The following is a 19101-nucleotide window of genomic DNA, read 5'->3' on the forward strand; positions in this document are numbered from 1 at the left end:
CACCACCCCCGCCCCGGAACCCGAAGCCGTGCCCCTCGAAGAGGCCGAAGCCCTCACCGCCACCTACTCCCACCTCTCCCCTGCCCTCCACCACATCCCCCGAGCCATGCATTCCGAGCTGACCCGCCTCACCGCCCGCTGGCTCGCGGCCGGACACACCCCCGCAGCCATCCGCACCCACATCCTCCGTGCCCTTCCCGACGACGGCACCCCCGTCCACCGTGCCCTTCCCGACGACGGCACCCCCGTCCACCGCCCCGGCGGCCTCCTGCGCCACCTCCTCCGCGAGGTCACGCCCGTCCCAGAACCCACGCCGCCGACGCCCAGGCCGGACTCGTCCCAGCCGACAGGACCCACCTGCCCCCGCCTCTCCTCCCGCCTGGAAGGAACACGGGAGTGCGAGGGCACCCACCTCCAGCCCATGCTCTTCCGGCCGTTGAGCGACGAGACACTCTGCCCGCGTTGCACGGCTGAGCCAGGCGCAGCAACGCGCATGGCACCTGCACGCCAACTCACCGACGCGGCCGAAGGAGTGGGTCCAGTGCTGTGACCGCGTACGTTCACCGAGTTGGGGATCCGCCGCAGAGGGAGTCGCGTGGGCACGGGGCGGTCTGAAATTCCGGGCACTCTCGCGAGCCGAGCTGTCGGAGGCGGCTAGTAATCTGCACTCATTCGAACGATCGGACGATCGCGGGTACGGGCATGCAGGCACGAGGCCTGGGCGTCCAGGGGCGGGAGCACGGGGATTTCAATGCGTGACGCGCATCCGTTACGGAGTGGCAGACCGGGCCTCTCGGCCGTTGCGCTCATGATCGCCGGGGTCGTCCTCGCCGCGGTAGGGGCCATCGGCGCCTGGCTCCAGCACGACGCTCCCGGCCGAAGTGCGGAACCGCGTACGGAGTTCACCGCGGACAACCCGCCCGCCGGTCTGCCCACCGCGCTCACCACCGGCCAGCACCTCCACTGGTCCCGCTGCACCTCGCCGCCCACCGCGCGCACGGGTTACGACTGCGCCACCATGAAGACCCCCCTCGACTACCGGAAACCAGACGGCAGGACGATCGACGTCGCCCTGATCCGCCGCAAGGCCACCGGCCCGAACACCCGGCGCATCGGCTCGCTCGTCCTCAACTTCGGCGGCCCCGGCCTGTCCGGCGTGAGCGGACTGCCCGAACACCTCAACCAGTACAAGCCGCTCCTCGACCGCTACGACCTGGTCTCCTTCGACCCGCGCGGCGTCGGCGCGACCATCCCCGTGCGCTGCGGGAAAACCGCGGACGACACCGGCTACGACGGGGCCGACGCCTGCGCCAAGTACTCCGGGGCGCTCCTCCCGTACGTCGGCACCTCGCACACCGCGCGCGACCTCGACCTGATGCGCTACCTCCTCGGCGACGAGCGGCTGCACTACTTCGGCGTCTCGTACGGAACGGCGCTCGGCGCGGTCTACGCCCACCTGTACCCGTCGCACGTCGGACGGCTCGTCCTCGAAGCGTCCGTCGATCCGACCGAGGACCTCAACGAGGAGCAGGTGTCGCAGGTCAAGGCGGTTCAGGCGGCGTTCGACCGGTTCGCCGCGCACTGCGCGGCCCGTATCCGCCACTGCCCGACCGGCGACGGGCCCGAGGAAGCCGCGCGACGCATGACGCGCCTGGCCGACCGTCTGGAGAAGGAGCCCGCCCCGGCCGGCAGCGGAAGGAACCTCGCCGCCGACGACCTCGCGCACGCCGTCTTCGATCATCTCAACCGCGGCACAGACGGCTGGTCGCCGCTCGCCAAGGCCCTCACCGCGCTGATCGACCACAATGACGGCCGTCCGCTGAGCAAGGGCGCGGACGACATCGGCTCCGCCGACCGCGCGGCGACCCCGCTCGACAACAGCCGCATCGCCCGGACCGCGATCACCTGCGCGGACTCCAGCCTGCGCCCCGGCTTCGAACGCCTCGACAGGGACGAGGCCCGCATCAAAGCCGCCTCACCCGTCTTCGGCGCGGCCTGGTCCAGCGGCGTCTATCTCTGTTACGACTGGCCGTTCGACGGCGAGCGCGCCACGCCCCAGGTGAACGCCGACGGCGCGGCCCCCGTCCTGGTGGTCGGCGGCACCGGCGACCCGAACACCCCATACCCCGGCGCCCGCCACATGGCCCGCGCCCTGGGCGACGGTGTCGGCGTGCTGCTGACGGCCGAGGAGGAGGGCCACGGCACATACCCGCAGAACCGCTGCGTCACGGATGCGGTCGACCAATACCTCCGCACGGGCCGCACCCCGGCCCCGGGGACGGTGTGCCGGGGCAGCATGTCCTGAGGCCCGTACGGATCCGCCGGGCGACCGTCAGCACACCGGTTCGCTCGCAGGGGCCGCGGGTGTGCACCACCACACCGCCCGGCCCGAGACCGCCTTCGGGTGGGTGCCGGGTCAATCGCCTGGGGCATGATCGCCGACGGCTGTGAGGCAGACGAAGGGCTCCGATGACGTCGAAGCGATCGGGGTCTTCTTCGGTCCGCCGCAGGCCCCACGGCCCTGTACCCCACAGCCCCCACAGGGCTACGCCGCACCCCGACAAACCCGCGTCGTACCACCGTCACCCCTGGTCACAGCTACTCCGGACGCGGGATCTTCGGCGCATGACCCTCCCCACGACGACACGACCGTCGGCACGACCGCCCTCCGCCCGGACCGCGAGCCCGGCCTCACCCTCCGGTTCAGCTCCACCCCGCGCGGCGCCCGCCTGGCCAGACGCATCGCCTCCCAGCAGATGGACGCCTGGGGATGGCCGTACGGCACTGAGGTCAACGACGCCGTCGAACTGATCACGGCCGAGCTTGCCGCCAATGCCGTCACCCATGGCCGGGTCCCAGGGCGGGACGCCGAACTGCGGCTCCACAGGTACGACGAGGAGGGGCGCGTCCGGGTGGAGGTCAGTGACGTACGCGGGGAGCGGCTGCCGGTTCCCGTACGCGAGGGTCGGCCCCTCGCGGACGGCGGACGCGGGCTCGCCCTCGTGGCGGCCCTGGCCGAGGAGTGGGGTGTCGCTCCCCGGCCGGGTGCGCCCGGCAAGACCGTGTGGGCCGTTGTGTCCTGCGCTCCTTGAGGCCGCCGCCGGGCGCCGGGCCAGGGGAACTCGTCGACGACTTCACGCCCACCGCGTCAGTCGTCCGCCACCTGAATCAGCGCGGCGAAACGGTCGCCGTTCGTTCCTACGACGAGACCGTCCAGGGTGCAGCCCACGAGGCCTTCCGAAATGGATCCGTCGGTGTTCGACCACCAGCGCGCCTCGGGGCCCAGAAGCCGCACGATGCTTTCGGCGATCGACTGCGCCTCGGTCGGGTCCATGAAGGTGAACTCGGAGAACAGCAGGTCCCTGGACGCGAACCGGCCCATCAGCGCGATGGCCTCGTCCGGATCCTTGGGGTACAGCGACAGTTCGATCTGTTCGGCGGGGGTCGGGCCGTCTGTGGCGTATCGGTGCCGGTACTCCTCGTGCAAAGTGAGGACGAGGGAGTGCACTTCTTCGGCAACGGCCCTCATGACGGTCCGGGTCTCGCCGACGCGGCGCAGTCGCCCGGCACGGACGTAGACGCGATATTCGGACGAGCGGGTGTCGAGCAGCGGCCCCAACTCGTCCGCGGGGAGGGTCACTCCCGGCCCTCCGGCGTCTCCGGCGCGTACACGGCACCCGGCCCGCCAAGCCGGTGGGCGACCAGCTCCGGCCAGCCGCTCGGCGCGTACGGAGCCGGCGGGTCGACCTCCATACCCAGCTCGGCCGGGGCCAGTGCTTAGTCGGACTCCTCCAGGTCGAGGGCGAGCAGCTCATGGAGCTCGCCCACCAGCCTGGCGGCCAACTGCGCGTCCGTAGTGCCCCGGTAGTCGTCGACGGCGGCGTCGTGATCAGCGAACCGGGGGTTTCTTCGTCGCTCGGACGGACCGGCCGCAATGCCCGCGCTGGAGCCGACCGCTGCCGGCCCATCAACCGGTCAAGGGCTGATCAGCCCGCCGCCAAAACATCGCATGCGTTCCGTGTGGGCCCCTGCCAGTAAGCCGACATGAGCGGATTTGAACCGGCGCCCCCTGACTACCGTGGCAGGCCTCAACCGGCGCGGAGGACAACGGGGAAGAGGTGACGGCGGTGGGGACGCCGATACGCTCACGCTTGTTCGACTACGTCGACCCGCGGGCGGCGGCACATCCGGATGCGGCCACTCCTCCGGAACCGGCCCCCGCGCCGCCCCGTTCGCGCCTGCTGGACTTCGTCGAGGAGGCACCGCCCGAGCGGCCGGACGCCGACTACCTGACGGGCCCGAAACCGGGGGTTCCCGCCTACCGGACGCCGGTGTTCGTACCGGCGCACCCCAGGTCGCTCGCGGCGACGGGCGCGGGGGGCCGTACGGCCCGCGTGCCGTTCATCGTCTACGAGCTCTTCGAGCACCCGGCGAACGGAACCGTGGCCTTCGCCTTCACCACGCCCGAACGGCTGGTGGAAGCGCTCGGCGAGTCGCAGCCATGGGTCGCCGCGTCCCTCGGCCCGCTCGCGGAAGGCATGCGTGAGCAGGGCGTCACCGTCCTCCTCGACCCACGGGTGGCCCCCGGACACCACAACTGGCAGCCGGCCGACCTGGCCGCCTACACACGGGAGGTGCGCTGATGGGGGCCGATTTCAAAGCGATCTACGACGACCTCACCACGATGGCGAAGACGTTCCACGACCAGGCAACCGACTGGCGCAAGCTGCACGCCGACGTGGCACCGCCCGTGGTCAGCGGCGGCGACGGCGGGCTGGACCACGCCATCAAGGAGGTCGCCGACCTCATCGTCGGCCTGCACATCGGCCTGGCGGACAAGCTCGACGACCACGGGGACAAGGTCGGATACGCGCGGGACTCCTTCCACCGGCACGACATCGACGTGCATGGCCTGTTCGACGACCTGAAGCTGGAGGAGGGCTGATGGGCGACAGCTGGGTCGGCGGCGACATCGGCGGGCTGCGCACGATGTCCGACACGTATCTGAACGCCAAGGACAAGCTGGACGGCGTCGCGAAGCCCCTCACCACCGCCGTCGACGCACTGGCCGACGACACGAGCGGGAGCTGGAAGGGCGACGCGGCCACGACCTTCCGCGCGCAGTGGACCGCCGACGCGATCACCGTGGGGGCGTTCGCCACGTTCGTGCACTCCGTGGGAAAGGTCGTCGGCGACCTCGCCGACGCCCTCACCACCTGCGAGACCGCCCTCCAGAACGCGGAGCACATCGCCACGCGCAAGAACCTGCCCATGGCGGGCAAGGGTGTCGTCGCGCCGATCGTCACCTCCGACCCGAAGGTGGCCGCCGCGCTGAAGGAGTACGAGACGGCCCGCACCGAGATCCTGCACACCGCGCAGCACGCGCGGCTGGCGGCGGCGGACAAGCTGCGCGGGCTGTACGCGCAGGTGACCTCGGATGACGGCGAGGGCGACGCGGTGTCCCCGGGGGACAAGGTCACCGTCGCCGACTATCTGCGCGGTCTCTACGCGTACGACGCCGAGGACGCCCGGGCGGGCGGTGCCAAGGCCCGTACGCAGATCGACGACGCCAAGGCCGAGGCGCGGGCCGCCAAGAAGGAACTCAAGGCGGAGCGGCGGGTGTTCCAGCAACAGGGCCGCGCCATGCCCGACGACTTCCCGGCCAAGAGCGCCTACCGCGACACGGTGACCAAGGTCGACTCCCTTGAAGACGCCATCGCCCGCGCCGACAACGGCAGCACCAAACTCCCCTACGACCGTGCCCTCAACGTCAAACTGGCCGATGCGGCCGATGCGTTGCGCATGGGCGAAGGTCTGGAGAAGGTGCCGGACTTCCTCAAGGAGATCCCGGTCCTGGACGTCGCCGCCGCCGGTGCCTGCGGGGTGCTGGAGGCGAAGGGCGACCATGACCAGGGGTGGTCCTGGCAGCACTCGATAGCCGTGGACGGCGGTGCCAACCTCGCCGGCCTCGCCGCCGGTACGGCCATCACGGCCGGCGTGGTGGCCCTCGCGCCCGTCGAGGTACCCACGGCCGTGGTGGCCGGTGTCGGCGGCATCATCGTGATCGGTGCGACCGGCCTGATCGACCACGGCTTCCACGAGCACTGGAGCGAGGACATCCACGACCACGGGGTGGTCGGCGGTGTCCTGCACGGGAGCGGGCATGTCGCGACAGAGACCTGGGACGACGGCAAACGACTGGCGAAGGACTGCTGGAGTGGCATCAAAAGCATCTTCTGAGGTACCCCGCTCCCGATCCGGTCACGAACCCCCCGCCCGCATCCCGGCGCTGAAGGGTCTCGGCACCAGCTGGTACGAGCGCGGCTCCCGGTACTGGCTGCGCCGGGTCCTCACAGCCGTCGTCTTCCTCTCCGTGATGGCCTTCTGCTGCTTCGTGGCGCTCGCCCTCTACGACGGATTCCGCGGTGTGCTGCCGTCGGCCGTGCGCACCGTGTGGGACTGGGCGCAGGTGGCCGTGTCCTGTGCGGCCCTGGTCTGGGGGTGGCTGGTGCAGCGCCGGGCCCACCGCGGGCAGCTCCTGAATCCGCCCACCCCTTCGGAGTTCAGCAGCGCCAAGCGCGACGAGGCCAGACGCAGCACGGGGCTCGCCATGCTCGGCCGCGCCCTCGTCCTGCTCGCCGCGCCCGTCCTTCCGGCGCTCGCCGCGTTCGGCGTCGGCTGGACCGTCGCCATGCTCACGGTTCGCGAATACCCCAGCGAGGTCGGCGCCCGGCGCTGGCTGGAGAAGCATCCGTCCGGAGTTTGAGCAGAGGCGCCGCGGACACGAACACCGTTTCCTGGCGCCGCCGACGCCTTCCGTGGTCCTGCCCCGCTCGCCCTGGCCCGCAGGCCCTCCGGGTAAGGGTTGGGGCGGCGCTCGCTGAAGCCATCAGGTTGCTGCGCCGGCGCGGCGGTTGACGGCGGCCAGGCGGGCTTCAGAACAGCACCGAGGCCCGGCGCCCCCGAAGGGGTGCCGGGCCTCGGTGTCGACGTACGTCAGTGGGCGTGGCCGTGGCCGTGGCCCGCTGCGGCCGGCTCTTCCTCTTCCTTCTTCTCGACAACCAGGGTCTCGGTCGTGAGGAGGAGGGAGGCGATGGAGGCGGCGTTCTCCAGGGCGGAGCGGGTGACCTTCACCGGGTCGATGACGCCGGCCTTGACCAGGTCGCCGTACTCGCCGGTGGCGGCGTTGTAGCCGTTGCCCTTCTCGAGCTCGGCCACCTTGGAGACGATGACGTAGCCCTCGAGGCCGGCGTTCTCGGCGATCCAACGCAGGGGCTCGACCGCGGCCTTGCGGACGACCGCGACACCCGTCGCCTCGTCGCCGGTCTTGTCGAGGCTGCCCTCGAGAACCTTGACGGCGTGGACCAGCGCGGAGCCACCACCGGAGACGATGCCCTCCTCGACCGCGGCGCGGGTCGCGGAGATGGCGTCCTCCAGACGGTGCTTCTTCTCCTTCAGCTCCACCTCGGTGGCGGCGCCGACCTTGATCACGCACACGCCGCCGGCCAGCTTCGCGAGGCGCTCCTGGAGCTTCTCGCGGTCCCAGTCGGAGTCGGTGTTCTCGATCTCGGCCTTGATCTGGGCGATGCGGCCCTCGACGTCCGCCTTGTTGCCGGCGCCGTCGACGATCGTGGTGTCGTCCTTGGTGACGGTGACGCGGCGGGCGGAGCCGAGCACGTCCAGGCCGACCTGGTCGAGCTTGAGGCCGACCTCCTCGGAGATGACCGTGGCGCCGGTGAGGACGGCCATGTCCTGCAGCATCGCCTTGCGGCGGTCACCGAAGCCGGGGGCCTTCACGGCGACGGCGTTGAAGGTGCCGCGGATCTTGTTCACGACGAGGGTCGACAGGGCCTCGCCCTCGAGGTCCTCGGCGATGATCAGCAGCGGCTTCGAGGCGTTGGCCTGGATGATCTTCTCGAGCAGCGGCAGCAGGTCCGCGATGGAGGAGATCTTGCCCTGGTTGATGAGGATGTACGGGTCCTCGAGGACGGCCTCCATACGCTCCTGGTCCGTCACGAAGTACGGCGACAGGTAGCCCTTGTCGAAGGCCATGCCCTCGGTGAAGTCCAGCTCCAGACCGAAGGTGTTGGACTCCTCGACGGTGATGACACCGTCCTTGCCGACCTTGTCCATCGCCTCGGCGATGAGCTCGCCGACCTGCTGGTCCTGGGCGGACAGCGCGGCGACGGCGGCGATGTCGGACTTCTCGTCGATCGGACGGGCCGAGGCGAGCAGGTCGTCGGAGACGGCCTTGACCGCGGCGTCGATGCCCTTCTTCAGCAGCGCCGGGGAGGCACCGGCGGCGACGTTCTTCAGGCCCTCGCGGACGAGCGCCTGGGCCAGCACGGTGGCGGTGGTGGTGCCGTCACCAGCGATGTCGTTGGTCTTGGTCGCCACCTCCTTCACCAGTTGCGCGCCGAGGTTCTCGAACGGGTCGTCGATCTCGACCTCGCGGGCGATGGTGACGCCGTCGTTGGTGATGGTCGGGGCACCGAACTTCTTGTCGATGACGACGTTGCGACCCTTGGGGCCGATCGTCACCTTGACCGTGTCGGCAAGCTTGTTGACGCCGCGCTCGAGGGCGCGACGGGCGTCCTCGTCGAACTTCAGGATCTTCGCCATGACAGCGGGAGCCCTCTCGAAATCTGTGGGTGAAAAAAGGCACTGCGCCCCGGGCGCCCGGCTTCTTATGTGGTCGCGGGGGCCAGGGGCGCAGCGTCAAGCATCAAATGTGCTCGAGGTGTCTTACTTCTCGATGATCGCGAGAACGTCGCGAGCCGAGAGGACGAGGTACTCCTCGCCGTTGTACTTCACCTCGGTGCCGCCGTACTTGCTGTACAGCACGATGTCGCCGGTCTTCACGTCGAGCGGGAGACGCTCGCCGTTCTCGAAGCGGCCCGGGCCCACGGCCAGGACGACGCCCTCCTGGGGCTTCTCCTTGGCGGTGTCCGGAATGACCAGGCCAGAGGCCGTGGTCTGCTCGGCGTCCAGCGGCTGGACCACAATGCGGTCCTCGAGCGGCTTGATGGCAACCTTGGAGCTGGTGGTCGTCACGATCCGACCTCCCCCTTCGGAGATCTCACGGGGTTAACTGTCTGAGGTGGCGACCAGGTCGATCCGTCGTCGCGGGTGCCGGACCTGCCCGTCGCGTCGTTGGCACTCTCCAGTGGGGAGTGCCAGAGCTGAGACTATGACCGCGATTAGCACTCGGTCAAGCGGAGTGCCAATTGCCCGTGGCGCGGCGCCGAGTTTCCTGCGAACATGCGTACGATTCCTCAATGGAGCCGTCTTCCTCGGAGTCCCGTTCCTCATTGGCCGACGGCTGCGTCCTCGCCGTCCTGCTGGCCGCGGAAGTCGCCTTCGGGGCCATGTTCGCGCTGGTGATCGGGATGGCCGGGCATCCGACGGGGATGCTGGTGTGGATGGGCGTGATGGCGCTGGCGGCCTTCGGGGCCGGCGTCTTCCTGTTCCGTGGCGGACATCGGGCCACCGGGGCGGCCCAGATGATGGTCGCGCTCTTGCTCGTAGCCCTTCTGGCGTACGTGCGACCGAGCTGATCCACAGGCACTCCACCACCTACAGATAGTCCTCCAGTCGGCCCACCGTGAGGCCTTGTTCCCGCACCCGGCGCAGCACGCGTGTCGTGCGTTCCCGCAAGGTCGGGCCCAAGGACTCGTCGGGGTCCACGGCGATGATGTCGCCCGGGACAAGGCGGTGCGGGCCGTGCGGGTAGGTGAGGCCGGCGGGGCCCATGGAGGCGCGCCAGAGGACGACCGCCGTGATGCCGCAATCGGCGGCCGCCCGAACGGTGGCCGTGTCGTACGTGCCGTAGGGCGGGCGGAAGAGGCGGGGGCGCAGACCGAAGCGGGATCTGAGTTTGTCCTGCTGGCCGCAGATCTCGGCGCGCTGGCCGGCGTGCGGCAGGCCGCGCAGGGAGATGTGGTCGAGGGTGTGGTTCTGGATGGTCGCGCCGACGGACCGCAGGCGCGCGAAGTGGCCGTAGCCCGGGCCGACGACACTGTCCGTGAGGAACATGGTCACCGGAAGCCGCAGTTCCCGGACCATGTCCACGAACCGGGGGTCCCGTTCGGCCCCGTCGTCGTAGGTCAGGAAGACGACCCTGTCGCGGGTGGGGACGTGGTCCACGACGGGCGGGAGGCCGTACCCTCGGCCCGCGCTGCCGGTGAGAGGGCGCGTCGGCGGCTCAGGGGGCGGTGGGAGGGGCGCCGCGAGCCCCCAGCGGCGGTAGGGGCGCTCCCCGGCCGGGTCGTGCGGCCGTACGCGCTGGGCGGCCTTCTTGCCCAGTCGTTCGATGGGGTCGACGGACTGGGCGCAGCCGCTGAGCAGGACGGCGGCCGCCAGCATCCCGGCTCCCAGGCCTCGTAGCCGCCTTCCCGGCCGGACCGGACCCCGCGGCCGCCTCACAGGTAGTCCTCGAGCCGGGCCACCGCGTATCCCTTCTCCGTGACCTTGTTCAGGAACCGGCGGATCATGTCGGGCATCGTGCCCTTCCAGTGGCGTCGGCCGCGGAAGTGGCTGAGGACGATGTCGCCGGGGTGCAGGTCCCGGTCCCACTCGCGGTACTCCCAGCGGTCGACGAAGACCTCCTCGTCCCACAGCGGGGCGTACTTGATGCCGCAGGCCTTGGCGGCGCGCAGGGTGGCCTGGTCGTAGTCGCCGAAGGGCGGGCGGAAGAGGGCGGGGCGCTTGCCGTAGTGCCTCTCGATCACGTCCTGCATGCCGCAGATCTCGCGCTTCTGGCGGGCGTACGACATCCCCGGGAGGTAAGGGTGGTGCAGGGTGTGGTTGCTCAGGGTCACGCCGCGGGCCTGCATCCGCGCGAAGTAGCCGTAGTCCTTCCTGACCAGGTAGTCGCTGAGGAAGGCGGTGTACGGGACCTTCAGCTCGCTCATCATGCGCAGGAACGCGGGGTCCTTCTCGGCGCCGTCGTCGATGGTGAGGAAGACGACCCTGCGTCCGGTGGGGACGGTGGTGAAGACGGGGGGCAGGCCCAGTTCCTCGTGGTCGTCGACCTCGAATCCCTCGCGGGTGGTGATCCTCGGCTTCTTCGCGGGCGGCGCCGGGGGCGTCAGCGGGACGCGCCGCAGTCCCCAGCGCCTGGCGGCGGCGACGCGTGCCCGGTGGGCGGCGCGCAGTTCGGTGGCGTAGGAGTCGAGGGCGCGGGCGGCGGGGGCCTCGAGGCGCTGCTGCCGCCCCGGAGCCGGGTGGGCCTCGCTGCCGTCGGCCGGATCGGCCTGACCGCAGCCCGCGAGGACGGAGGCGGCGGCGACCGCGGCGACGACGCCGCGGCTCAGCACCCGCCCATGCGCCCGGTTTTTATCCTTTTGTACGACCACTCGCATGGTGCCGGATCCTCGCAGCCGCCGCCTGGGAACCGGCCCCGACACCGCGGCCGGCGGCACGCCGTCCACCGACTGGCCCACAATGACCCGGTGAACGACCCTCTCCTCGCCTTCGCCTCCCTCCTGACACCCGAGGGCCGCGCCCTCCTCGACGAGGTGCGCGGCACCGACCCCGCCCAGGAACTCGCCGTCGCCACCCGGTTGCGCCGCGAGCACCCCGCCGAGCTGGTGTCGGCGGCGCTCGGCCAGGCGCGGCTGCGGCAGCGGGCGGCGGCGAAGTTCGGGGCCGAGGACGCGGAACGCATGTACTTCACGCCGAACGGGGTCGAGCAGTCGACGCGGGCGAGCGTGGCGACGTACCGGGCGCGGTGCTTCCGGGCGTTGGGGCCGCGGTCCGTGGCCGACCTGTGCTGCGGGATCGGCGGGGACGCGATCGCGCTGGCCCGGGCCGGGATCCGGGTGCTCGCGGTGGACCGGGATCCGCTGACGGCGGCCGTGGCGCGCGCCAACGCGGAGGCGCTGGGGCTGGGTGAACTGATCGAGGTGCGGGAGGCGGACGTCACCGAGGTGGACACGGACGGGTACGACGCTGTGTTCGTCGACCCGGCTCGACGCGGTGGACGTGGGCGGATCTTCGACCCCGAGGCGTACTCGCCGCCGCTGTCCTGGGCGGTCGAGACGGCCCTGAAGGCCCCGCACGCCGCCCTGAAGGTCGCCCCCGGCATTCCGCACGAGGCGGTTCCCGAAGCGGCGGCGGCGGAGTGGATCTCGGACGGCGGGGACGTGAAAGAGGCGGTCCTCTGGTTCGGGACGGACCCGGGGACGGTACGGGCGACGCTGCTGCCGGGCCCCCGCACGCTGTGGGGGCGGGGGCTGCCCGACCCGGACGTCCGGCCCGTCGGGCGGTACCTGTACGAGCCCGACGGCGCCGTCATCCGCGCACATCTCGTCGCCGAGGTGGCCGAGGACCTGGACGGCGGGCTGATCGACCCCACGATCGCCTACATCACCGCGGACGCCCTGGTCCTGACTCCGTACGCGACCGCCTACGAGATCACCGACCAGCTCCCTTTCAACGTCAAGAAGTTGAAGGCCCTGCTGCGGGAACGCGAGGTCGGCGTCCTCACCGTGAAGAAGCGGGGCTCGGCCGTCGAGCCGGAGGAGCTCCGACGCAAGGTGAAGCCGCAAGGGCCCAACTCGGCGACGGTGTTCCTGACCCGGGTGGCGGGGGCCCCGACGATGCTGGTGGGACGACCGGCGTAGTCAGCGGCCGGGGGCCGCCTGCGGGACGACCGGCGTAGTCAGCGGCCGGTGGCCGCCTGCGGGACGGCCGGCCGGGTTGGCGGCGGGGGTGTCGTGGGACGACCGGCCTCATCGGCAGCGGGGCAAGGGCTGCCCGGGGGACGACCGGCTTAGTCGACGGCGGGCCACCGTAGAACAGCGGCCCAGTCGACGGCAGGGCCACCCGTGGAACAACCGGCCTCGTCAATGGCCAAGGCACCCACGGGGCGGCCGGGCAGCGGAGCCAGTCGGCGACCAAGGCTGCCCCCGACACACGGCCCGCCTGGCCGATGGCAGAGCCGCCTGGCAGGACAACCGGCCTCGTCGACGGCCAAGGCGCCCACCGGGCGGCCCGGCCCAATCGGCGACCAAGGCTGCCCGTCGGGCGGCCGGCCCGAGCGGCGGCCGAGGCTGCCCCGGCACGCGGCTGCCCGTCGGACCACCGGCCCAAGCGGCAGCGAGGTCGCGCCCGGCACACGGCCGGCCTAGCGACGGCCGGACTGGTCGGCGGCCGAGGTTGCCCCCGGCCTGACGACGGCAGGCCCAAGCAGCAGCGAGGTCGCGCCCGGCACACGGCCGGCCTAGTGACGGCCGGACTGGTCGGCGGCCGTGGACGCCCGGCGGAGCAGTAGCTCGCGTTCGCGTTCGTTGCGGGTCAGTTCCGCCGCTCGTTCGAACTCCGCGCGGGCCTCCGCCGTACGGCCGAGCCGCTGGAGGAGGTCGCCGCGGACGCTGGGGAGCAGGTGGTAGTCGCGGAGGGCCGGTTCGGCGGTGAGGGTGTCGACGATCCGCAGGGCCGGGGCCGGGCCGTCGGCCATCGACACGGCGACCGCGCGGTTGAGCTCCACGACCGGGGAGGGGGCGCGGGCGGAGAGCAGGCCGTAGAGGGTCGCGATGGTCGCCCAGTCGGTCTCCTCGTAGGTGTACGCGTGCGCGTGGCAGGCGGCGATCGTGGCCTGAAGGGCGTACGGGCCCGGGGCGCCCGTGGCCGTGGCCTCGGCGCGGGCCAGGGCGGCGACGCCGCGGGCGATGAGCCTGCGGTTCCAGCGGCGGCGGTTCTGGTCGGCGAGGAGGACGGGCTCGCCGTCGGGGCCCGTGCGGGCGGCGGTGCGGGACGCCTGGAACTCCAGCAGCGCGGCCAGGGCGTGCACCTCCGGCTCCTTCGGCATCAGGGCCGCCAGCTGCCGGGCCAGCCGCAGCGCGTCCTCACACAGCGCCGGGCGCAGCCAGTCGTCGCCCGCGGTGGCCGCGTAGCCCTCGTTGAAGATCAGGTAGATGACGTCCAGGACCGAGTCGAGACGGGCCGCGCGGTCGGGGCCGTGAGGCACCTCGAAAGGGACGTTCTTGGCGGCGAGGGTCCGCTTCGCGCGCACGATGCGCTGGGCGACCGTCGGCTCCGGGACCAGGAAGGCACGGGCGATCTCGGGCGTGGTCAGACCGCCGAGCAGCCTGAGGGTGAGGGCGGTGCGGGCCTCGGCGGACAGCACGGGGTGGCAGGCGGTGAAGACGAGGCGCAGCAGGTCGTCGTCGATGGCGTCGGGGTCGGCCGGCTCCTCGGGGGCCACCGTGGTGTCCAGGTCGCGGCCGATCTCCGCCAGCTTGCGGGCGTAGTTCTCCCGGCGGCGCACCAGGTCCACGGCCCGGCGCCGCGCGATGGCCATGAGCCAGGCGCCCGGGTTGTGGGGGACGCCGTCGCGTGGCCACTGCTCCAGCGCGGCCACCAGCGCGTCCTGCGCGAGTTCCTCGGCGATCCCGACGTCCCGCACGACGCGGGTGACGCCGGCGATGATGCGGGGCGACTCGATACGGAACACGGCCTCGACGGAGGCGCGGGCGTCGGTGTGGGAGGGCTGTGAGGTGGTCACAGCCCCCCATTCGACACCGTTACGGCCGTACGGCCAAGGCGAGCCGTGCGGCGCTCAGCCCTCCATGATCTCCCGGACCTCGCAGGTGACCGTCCAGTGCTCCTCGTGCACCTTCAGGAAGCGCTTGGTCCACTCGATCGCCTCGGCCATGTCCTTCGCCTGCACGATCGCGTAGCCGCCGACGGCCTCCTTGGCCTCGGTGAAGGGCCCGTCGGTGACCGACAGCTGCCCCTTCTCCCAGTGCACCCGGGTCCCCTGCGCGGTCGGCGTCAGCCCGGCGGTGTCCAGCAGCACCCCGGCCTTCGTCATCTCCTCGATCAGCTCCCCCATCCGCTGCATCAGCGCGTCGCTGGGACCCTCGGCGGGGGCGTTCTTCTCGTCGGTCCGGACCATCGACAGGTAGCGCGGCATGGTGACTCCTCGGTCGCTTCGGGACCGGTCCTTCCCGGCCTCTCACCAGTACGTCGACCGGGAGAGGCCGGGATCGACAGGCCCCGCGGATTTCTTCCGAGATTTTTTCCCTGCCCGCTGACCTGCTACGACAGCACGCCGCCGAACCACGCCTTCGTGTAAGGCGCCCCGACCGTCCCCCCGCCGAAGGTGAACGCCGCGTCCGTCACGATGCCCGTCGGACGTCCCCGCAGCGACCAGACCACGCCGTCGCCGGAGTTCTCACGGGGCGCCGCCGCCGCGAGGTCCGCGTAGCCGTTGCGGTTGATGTCGAGGAGGCTGACCGCGCCGCCGAAGTTGTCGCTCGACTCCACGGTGCCGGGGACGCCCTTGGTGTTCTGGGTGAAGCCCTGGGCACCCTTGCCGGTCAGGCCGTTGCGGCTGCCGTACAGAACGTTGACCATGCCCGCCCCGTCGTCGTCGCCGATCGCCTCGCCGGGCACGCCCACGGCCACGTCGGCGTAGCCGTCGCCGTTGATGTCGCCGACGGCCACGGCGTCGCCGAAGTAGTCCTCGGTCTCCTTGCCGCCGGGGACTCCTTCGGTGTTCTGGCTGTACGACTTCCAGGTGGACTTCGGCTTCAGACCGGAGGCGGAGCCGAGGGCGACGGTGATCGTGGAGTAGTTCGTGGCGCCCCGGACGACGTCGGCGTAGCCGTCGTGGTTGATGTCGCCGAAGGCCACCCCGCCGTCGCCCTCGGGGGCCTCGTAGCGGGTGAAGGCGTCCCCGGAGGCGTTGGCCAGGTAGAAGCGGGAAGTGGAGTTGCCCTCGCCGACGTAGTCGGTCAGCGCGAGGTCGTCGCGGCCGTCGCCGTTGACGTCCCCGGCGGCGGACTCCAGTACGTCGTCGTACAGGAGGTCGGTCGCGCCGAAGTCCTTCGTGCCGGCCGGCTTCCCGGCCCGGGAGATCGGCCCCCGCCACACGGTGGCCTTGGTGCCGATCGGGTCGTCGACGTGGGAGCGGCCCCCGCGGAACAGGACCAGGTCCTGCTTGCCGTCGCCGTCGAAGTCACCGGCCTGGGTGGCCGCCGCGGGCACGGACACCCCGCCGGACAGACCTCTCTTGCCGCCCCAGACGACGACCGCGTCCCGGGTGGCGGATTCCTGCCCGATGATCAGGTCCGTGCGCCCGTCGCCGTCCAGGTCCCCCTTGGACAGCTGGATGCCGAAGTTCTCGCCGGCGGCGGGGCTGCCCGGGATACCGCTGGTGGCGCGGCTGATGACCGTGCGATGGTCCTTGGTCAGGCCGTGCGGGCCGCCGTACATGACGGTGACGTAGCCCGCGCCCTTCTTGCCGCCGACCGTGGCGATCGGGGCACCGACGGCGAGGTCCTTGTAGCCGTCGCCGTTGAAGTCGTCACGGACGGGGGCGGCGGTGGCCGCCCCGGCGGTGCCCGTCAGGGCGGGAATACCGCCGAGCGCCAGCACACCGGCGACGAGCGGTACGGACCAGATTCTGTACGAACGCTGAGTGGACATCGGAAATCCCCCTGTTTACGGAAATGCAGTCACCGCGTCAGACCGCCCGGGGTGCCCGATAGTTGTAGCGCCCGGCGGGCTTTCAGCGCGCGGGTCCTCAGCGCAGCGACTCCCACAGCTCGCTCGCCGCCGGCTCCCGTGCCACCACCCGGTCGGGGTCCGAGGGGGCCGGCACCACCGGCATGGTCACCGTCGTCACGTCCGCCGCCGACAGGCCCTTCAGGCTCTCGCCGAGGCGGGTCAACTCGGCCAGGGAGTCCAGTCCGGTGTCGGTGGTCAGACTGCCGGTGATGGCGTCGGCGGCCTTGTAGAGCCGGGCTGGGTCGGTCAGCAGGTCGCTGGAGGCGATCTGCTCCAGAAGCGACTTCACCAGCTTCTGCTGGAGGCCGATCCGGCCGAGGTCGCTGCCGTCGCCTATGCCGTGCCGGGTGCGGGCGAGACCGAGGGCCTGCTTGCCGTCGAGGTGGTGTGTGCCCGCCGCCAGGTGCAGGTGGCTGTCGTTGTCGTCGATGTCCTGGTCCGTGGTGACGGTGACCCCGCCGAGCGCGTCGACGAGCTCGGCGAAGCCGGAGAAGTCGATCTCCAGGTAGTGGTCCATGCGGACGCCGGTGATCGACTCGACCGTCTTGACCGCGCAGACCGGCCCGCCGACGGCGTACGCGCTGTTGAACATGGCGTGGTACGCCACCGTCGTCGAACCCCCGGACGGCAGCGGGCAGGACGGCCGGGTCACCAGCGTGTCGCGCGGGATGCTCACCACGGTCGCCGACGCCCGCCCCGCGTCGAGGTGCACGACCATCGCCGTGTCCGAGCGGGCCCCGCCGGTGCTGTCGCCCCCGCCGAGCTCCGCGTTCTCCGCGCCACTGCGCGAGTCCGAGCCGAGGACCAGGATGTTCAACGGCTCGGTGGACAGCGGGGCGGAGGACGCCGAGGACGTCGGCGCGGGCCTGGCGGCCGCCCTGGCGGGGCGGTCGTCGCCGAGCGCGCTGTTGACGTCGACGCCCTTGATGTTGTTGTTCAGATGCCAGTACGCCCACCCCGCCGCGCCGACGCCCAGCACCAGGGCGCCGGCGAGGGCGAGGCCGACGGCCTTCAGCACGTGTCCCCTCACGGAGAGGAACGTAAGTCCGAATTATGACGAGCGGTGTCGCGGAACCTGTTTTCTTCGGAAAATCTCAGATTCCCGGCCCCTCGGTGCTCCGGGTACGTCAGCCCAGCGTCACCGTCGGCACCGGATTGCTCCCGCTCCACGAGGCGTTGAACCCGAAGGTGACCGAACCGCCGCTGGGAACCGTTCCGTTGTACGAGGTGTTGGAACAGGTGACCGCCGCCCCCGACTGACTGCACGTCGCGTTCCACGCCTGCGTGATCCGCTGGCCCGGGGCGTACGTCCAACTCACCTTCCACGACGACAGGGAGGCGCCCGAGCAGGAGATCGTCACGTTCCCGGTGAACCCGGTGTTCCACTGGCTGCCCACGCCGTAGCTCGCCGTGCACGCCCCGGTGGGCGGCGGAGTGGTCGTACCGCCGCCGAGCGCCTCGGCGATGCCGTAGTACGCCGGCTTGGGCGCGTAGTTCGCGTCGTACGGCGTGGCCGCGCCGTACCCCGGGAAGGTGCTGTCAACCCAGGAGTCGGAGTCGGTGAAGCCCCAGACGGTGAGGTTCACACAGCGCGCGACCGCCACGCAGGCGGCGGTGACCGCCTTGTAGTCGGCGCGCTGCTGGGCGAGTTTCGCGGTGTCGGCGGGCAGCGCCATCCGGATGTCCAGCTCGGTGATCGCCACGTCGACGCCGAGGTCGGCGAAGCGCTGGATGTTCTGCTGGAGCGTCGACGGCACCTGACCGAGGATCAGATGCGCCTGGAGGCCCACTCCGTCGATCGGGACGCCCCGCTCCTTCAGTGACTTGACCAGGTTGTACAGGGCGGTGGACTTCGCGTTGACGCCCTCGACGTTGTAGTCGTTGATGTACAGCTTGGCGGCCGGGTCGGCGGCGCGGGCCCAGGTCAGGGCGCTCGCGATGTAGTCGGCGCCGAGGCCGTTGTACCAGAGCGTGGGGCGGTAGGTGCCGTCCTCGTTGAAGGGCTCGTTGACGACGTCCCAGGCGGCGATCTTCCCCTGGTAGCGGCCGACCTCGGTGTTGATGTGGTTCTGCAGCAGGCCGCCGAGCTGGGCCGGGGTCCAGCTGCCGTTCGTCAGCCAGTTCGGGTTCTGGTTGTGCCAGACCAGGGTGTGGCCGCGCACCTGTTGGTCGTGGGCCTGCGCGAAGGCCACGATCTGGTCGGCCTCGGCCCAGTTGAAGTTCCCCTGGGTCGGCTCGACCGAGCCCCACTTCATGGCGTTGCCGGGGGTGAGCGAGCTGAACTCCCGCCCGGCGATGTCGCCGTAGCCGCCGGTGAGCTTGGAGCCGGTCACCGCCGTACCGACGACCTTGCTCTTGGCGGCGGCGAGGTCGCGCAGCGGGGTGTCGGCGGCCCGGGCGGCGGTGGTGCCGGCTGCGAGCAGGGCCGCGGTGGCGGCGAGGCCGGCGCACACGGCGGAGACGCGGCGCCACAGCGGCGAGACGGATGTCCCGGCGGTCCTGGAAGTGGTCCTGGAAGTGGTCCTGGAAGTTCTGGAGGTTCTCATTGCGGGTGCCTCCGAAAGTTTCGGTCGTGCAACCGAT

The 19101-nt window shown here is 71.3% G+C and carries 18 protein-coding genes and 1 pseudogene; 9 read left to right on the top strand and 10 right to left on the bottom strand.

Features of this window, described 5'->3' with window-relative positions; translation table 11 throughout:
- From IG99_RS49125 to IG99_RS51760, 3 genes and pseudogenes are all read left to right on the top strand, one after another.
- A pseudogene (locus tag IG99_RS49125) lies at positions 1-550 on the top strand (hypothetical protein); the annotation flags it as partial.
- 201 nt (positions 551-751) lie between these two features.
- Positions 752-2305, top strand: coding sequence for an alpha/beta hydrolase (locus IG99_RS32265; protein WP_037680293.1), 1554 nt, complete (start codon positions 752-754; stop codon positions 2303-2305).
- 142 nt (positions 2306-2447) lie between these two features.
- Positions 2448-3092 carry an ATP-binding protein gene (locus IG99_RS51760; protein ID WP_324606154.1) on the top strand — a complete coding sequence of 215 codons (645 nt, stop codon included), beginning with the start codon at positions 2448-2450 and terminating at the stop codon, positions 3090-3092.
- Between the two features lie 56 nt (positions 3093-3148).
- Here IG99_RS51760 and IG99_RS32275 read toward each other — a convergent pair whose 3' ends face one another.
- Positions 3149-3640, bottom strand: coding sequence for a hypothetical protein (locus tag IG99_RS32275; RefSeq protein WP_037680295.1), 492 nt, complete (start codon positions 3638-3640; stop codon positions 3149-3151).
- A gap of 487 nt (positions 3641-4127) precedes the next feature.
- Between IG99_RS32275 and IG99_RS50705 the strand changes: the two genes are divergently transcribed.
- Genes IG99_RS50705 through IG99_RS32300 form a run of 4 tightly spaced genes read left to right on the top strand, consistent with a single transcriptional unit; the run spans position 4128 to position 6766 of the window.
- Positions 4128-4643: an SAV_915 family protein gene (locus IG99_RS50705; protein WP_234312043.1), complete on the top strand. Its 516-nt coding sequence runs from the start codon at positions 4128-4130 to the stop codon at positions 4641-4643.
- On the top strand, positions 4643-4945 hold the full coding sequence (locus IG99_RS32290) for a DUF6317 family protein (protein WP_037680297.1): 303 nt from the start codon (positions 4643-4645) through the stop codon (positions 4943-4945). The genes IG99_RS50705 and IG99_RS32290 overlap by 1 nt, the downstream gene beginning before the upstream one ends.
- Complete coding sequence (locus IG99_RS32295; protein ID WP_037680301.1) at positions 4945-6240, top strand: WXG100 family type VII secretion target; 1296 nt, start codon at positions 4945-4947, stop codon at positions 6238-6240. Before IG99_RS32290 ends, IG99_RS32295 begins: the two co-directional genes overlap by 1 nt.
- Entirely contained in the window at positions 6218-6766 is a 549-nt protein-coding gene (locus tag IG99_RS32300) for a hypothetical protein (protein ID WP_234312044.1), read from the top strand. Before IG99_RS32295 ends, IG99_RS32300 begins: the two co-directional genes overlap by 23 nt.
- Before the next feature lie 230 nt (positions 6767-6996).
- On the opposite strand, the gene groL is transcribed toward IG99_RS32300, so the two are convergent.
- Together groL and groES are read right to left on the bottom strand one after the other, a co-directional pair.
- Positions 6997-8622, bottom strand: coding sequence for a chaperonin GroEL (gene groL / locus IG99_RS32305; RefSeq protein WP_037680305.1), 1626 nt, complete (start codon positions 8620-8622; stop codon positions 6997-6999).
- A gap of 123 nt (positions 8623-8745) precedes the next feature.
- Positions 8746-9054 (bottom strand): co-chaperone GroES, encoded by a 309-nt coding sequence (gene groES / locus IG99_RS32310; protein ID WP_003998759.1) that lies wholly within the window; start codon positions 9052-9054, stop codon positions 8746-8748.
- 224 nt (positions 9055-9278) lie between these two features.
- Here groES and IG99_RS32315 point away from each other — a divergent pair, with 224 nt between their 5' ends.
- A complete protein-coding gene (locus IG99_RS32315) occupies positions 9279-9557 on the top strand; it encodes a hypothetical protein (protein ID WP_158973282.1) in 279 nt (92 codons plus the stop codon).
- 19 nt (positions 9558-9576) lie between these two features.
- Here IG99_RS32315 and IG99_RS32320 read toward each other — a convergent pair whose 3' ends face one another.
- Positions 9577-10365 carry a polysaccharide deacetylase family protein gene (locus tag IG99_RS32320; RefSeq protein ID WP_037680310.1) on the bottom strand — a complete coding sequence of 263 codons (789 nt, stop codon included), beginning with the start codon at positions 10363-10365 and terminating at the stop codon, positions 9577-9579.
- A 56-nt stretch (positions 10366-10421) separates the two neighbouring features.
- On the bottom strand, positions 10422-11363 hold the full coding sequence (locus IG99_RS32325) for a polysaccharide deacetylase family protein (RefSeq protein WP_078948043.1): 942 nt from the start codon (positions 11361-11363) through the stop codon (positions 10422-10424).
- Positions 11364-11453: 90 nt separating this feature from the next.
- Between IG99_RS32325 and IG99_RS32330 the strand changes: the two genes are divergently transcribed.
- The gene (locus IG99_RS32330) at positions 11454-12626 is read left to right on the top strand and encodes a class I SAM-dependent methyltransferase (protein WP_037680312.1); all 1173 of its coding nucleotides are present in this window, start codon (positions 11454-11456) and stop codon (positions 12624-12626) included.
- Between the two features lie 599 nt (positions 12627-13225).
- Here IG99_RS32330 and IG99_RS32335 read toward each other — a convergent pair.
- From IG99_RS32335 to IG99_RS32355, 5 genes are all read right to left on the bottom strand, one after another.
- The gene (locus IG99_RS32335) at positions 13226-14509 is read right to left on the bottom strand and encodes an RNA polymerase sigma factor (RefSeq protein ID WP_037680314.1); all 1284 of its coding nucleotides are present in this window, start codon (positions 14507-14509) and stop codon (positions 13226-13228) included.
- Between the two features lie 54 nt (positions 14510-14563).
- Complete coding sequence (locus IG99_RS32340) at positions 14564-14920, bottom strand: YciI family protein (protein ID WP_037680317.1); 357 nt, start codon at positions 14918-14920, stop codon at positions 14564-14566.
- Between the two features lie 125 nt (positions 14921-15045).
- Positions 15046-16437 carry an FG-GAP and VCBS repeat-containing protein gene (locus IG99_RS32345; protein ID WP_037680320.1) on the bottom strand — a complete coding sequence of 464 codons (1392 nt, stop codon included), beginning with the start codon at positions 16435-16437 and terminating at the stop codon, positions 15046-15048.
- Positions 16438-16534: 97 nt separating this feature from the next.
- Positions 16535-17536, bottom strand: coding sequence for an LCP family protein (locus IG99_RS32350; protein WP_037680322.1), 1002 nt, complete (start codon positions 17534-17536; stop codon positions 16535-16537).
- Positions 17537-17645: 109 nt separating this feature from the next.
- The gene (locus tag IG99_RS32355; RefSeq protein WP_078948034.1) at positions 17646-19064 is read right to left on the bottom strand and encodes a glycoside hydrolase family 10 protein; all 1419 of its coding nucleotides are present in this window, start codon (positions 19062-19064) and stop codon (positions 17646-17648) included.
- Positions 19065-19101: the final 37 nt, after the last annotated feature.

The sequence above is a fragment of the Streptomyces griseus subsp. griseus genome, assembly GCF_000720255.1.
GTDB lineage: Bacteria > Actinomycetota > Actinomycetes > Streptomycetales > Streptomycetaceae > Streptomyces > Streptomyces griseus_I.

What these genes read in the sequence shown, in the direction of transcription:
- IG99_RS32290 (WP_037680297.1), top strand. Translation starts at nt 4,643, where the DNA reads ATGGGGGCCGATTTCAAAGCGATCTACGACGACCTCACCACGATGGCG.
- IG99_RS32355 (WP_078948034.1), bottom strand. Translation starts at nt 19,064, where the DNA reads ATGAGAACCTCCAGAACTTCCAGGACCACTTCCAGGACCACTTCCAGG.
- IG99_RS32325 (WP_078948043.1), bottom strand. Translation starts at nt 11,363, where the DNA reads ATGCGAGTGGTCGTACAAAAGGATAAAAACCGGGCGCATGGGCGGGTG.
- IG99_RS32340 (WP_037680317.1), bottom strand. Translation starts at nt 14,920, where the DNA reads ATGCCGCGCTACCTGTCGATGGTCCGGACCGACGAGAAGAACGCCCCC.
- groL (WP_037680305.1), bottom strand. Translation starts at nt 8,622, where the DNA reads ATGGCGAAGATCCTGAAGTTCGACGAGGACGCCCGTCGCGCCCTCGAG.
- IG99_RS32315 (WP_158973282.1), top strand. Translation starts at nt 9,279, where the DNA reads ATGGAGCCGTCTTCCTCGGAGTCCCGTTCCTCATTGGCCGACGGCTGC.
- IG99_RS32265 (WP_037680293.1), top strand. Translation starts at nt 752, where the DNA reads ATGCGTGACGCGCATCCGTTACGGAGTGGCAGACCGGGCCTCTCGGCC.
- IG99_RS32345 (WP_037680320.1), bottom strand. Translation starts at nt 16,437, where the DNA reads ATGTCCACTCAGCGTTCGTACAGAATCTGGTCCGTACCGCTCGTCGCC.
- IG99_RS32320 (WP_037680310.1), bottom strand. Translation starts at nt 10,365, where the DNA reads ATGCTGGCGGCCGCCGTCCTGCTCAGCGGCTGCGCCCAGTCCGTCGAC.
- IG99_RS32295 (WP_037680301.1), top strand. Translation starts at nt 4,945, where the DNA reads ATGGGCGACAGCTGGGTCGGCGGCGACATCGGCGGGCTGCGCACGATG.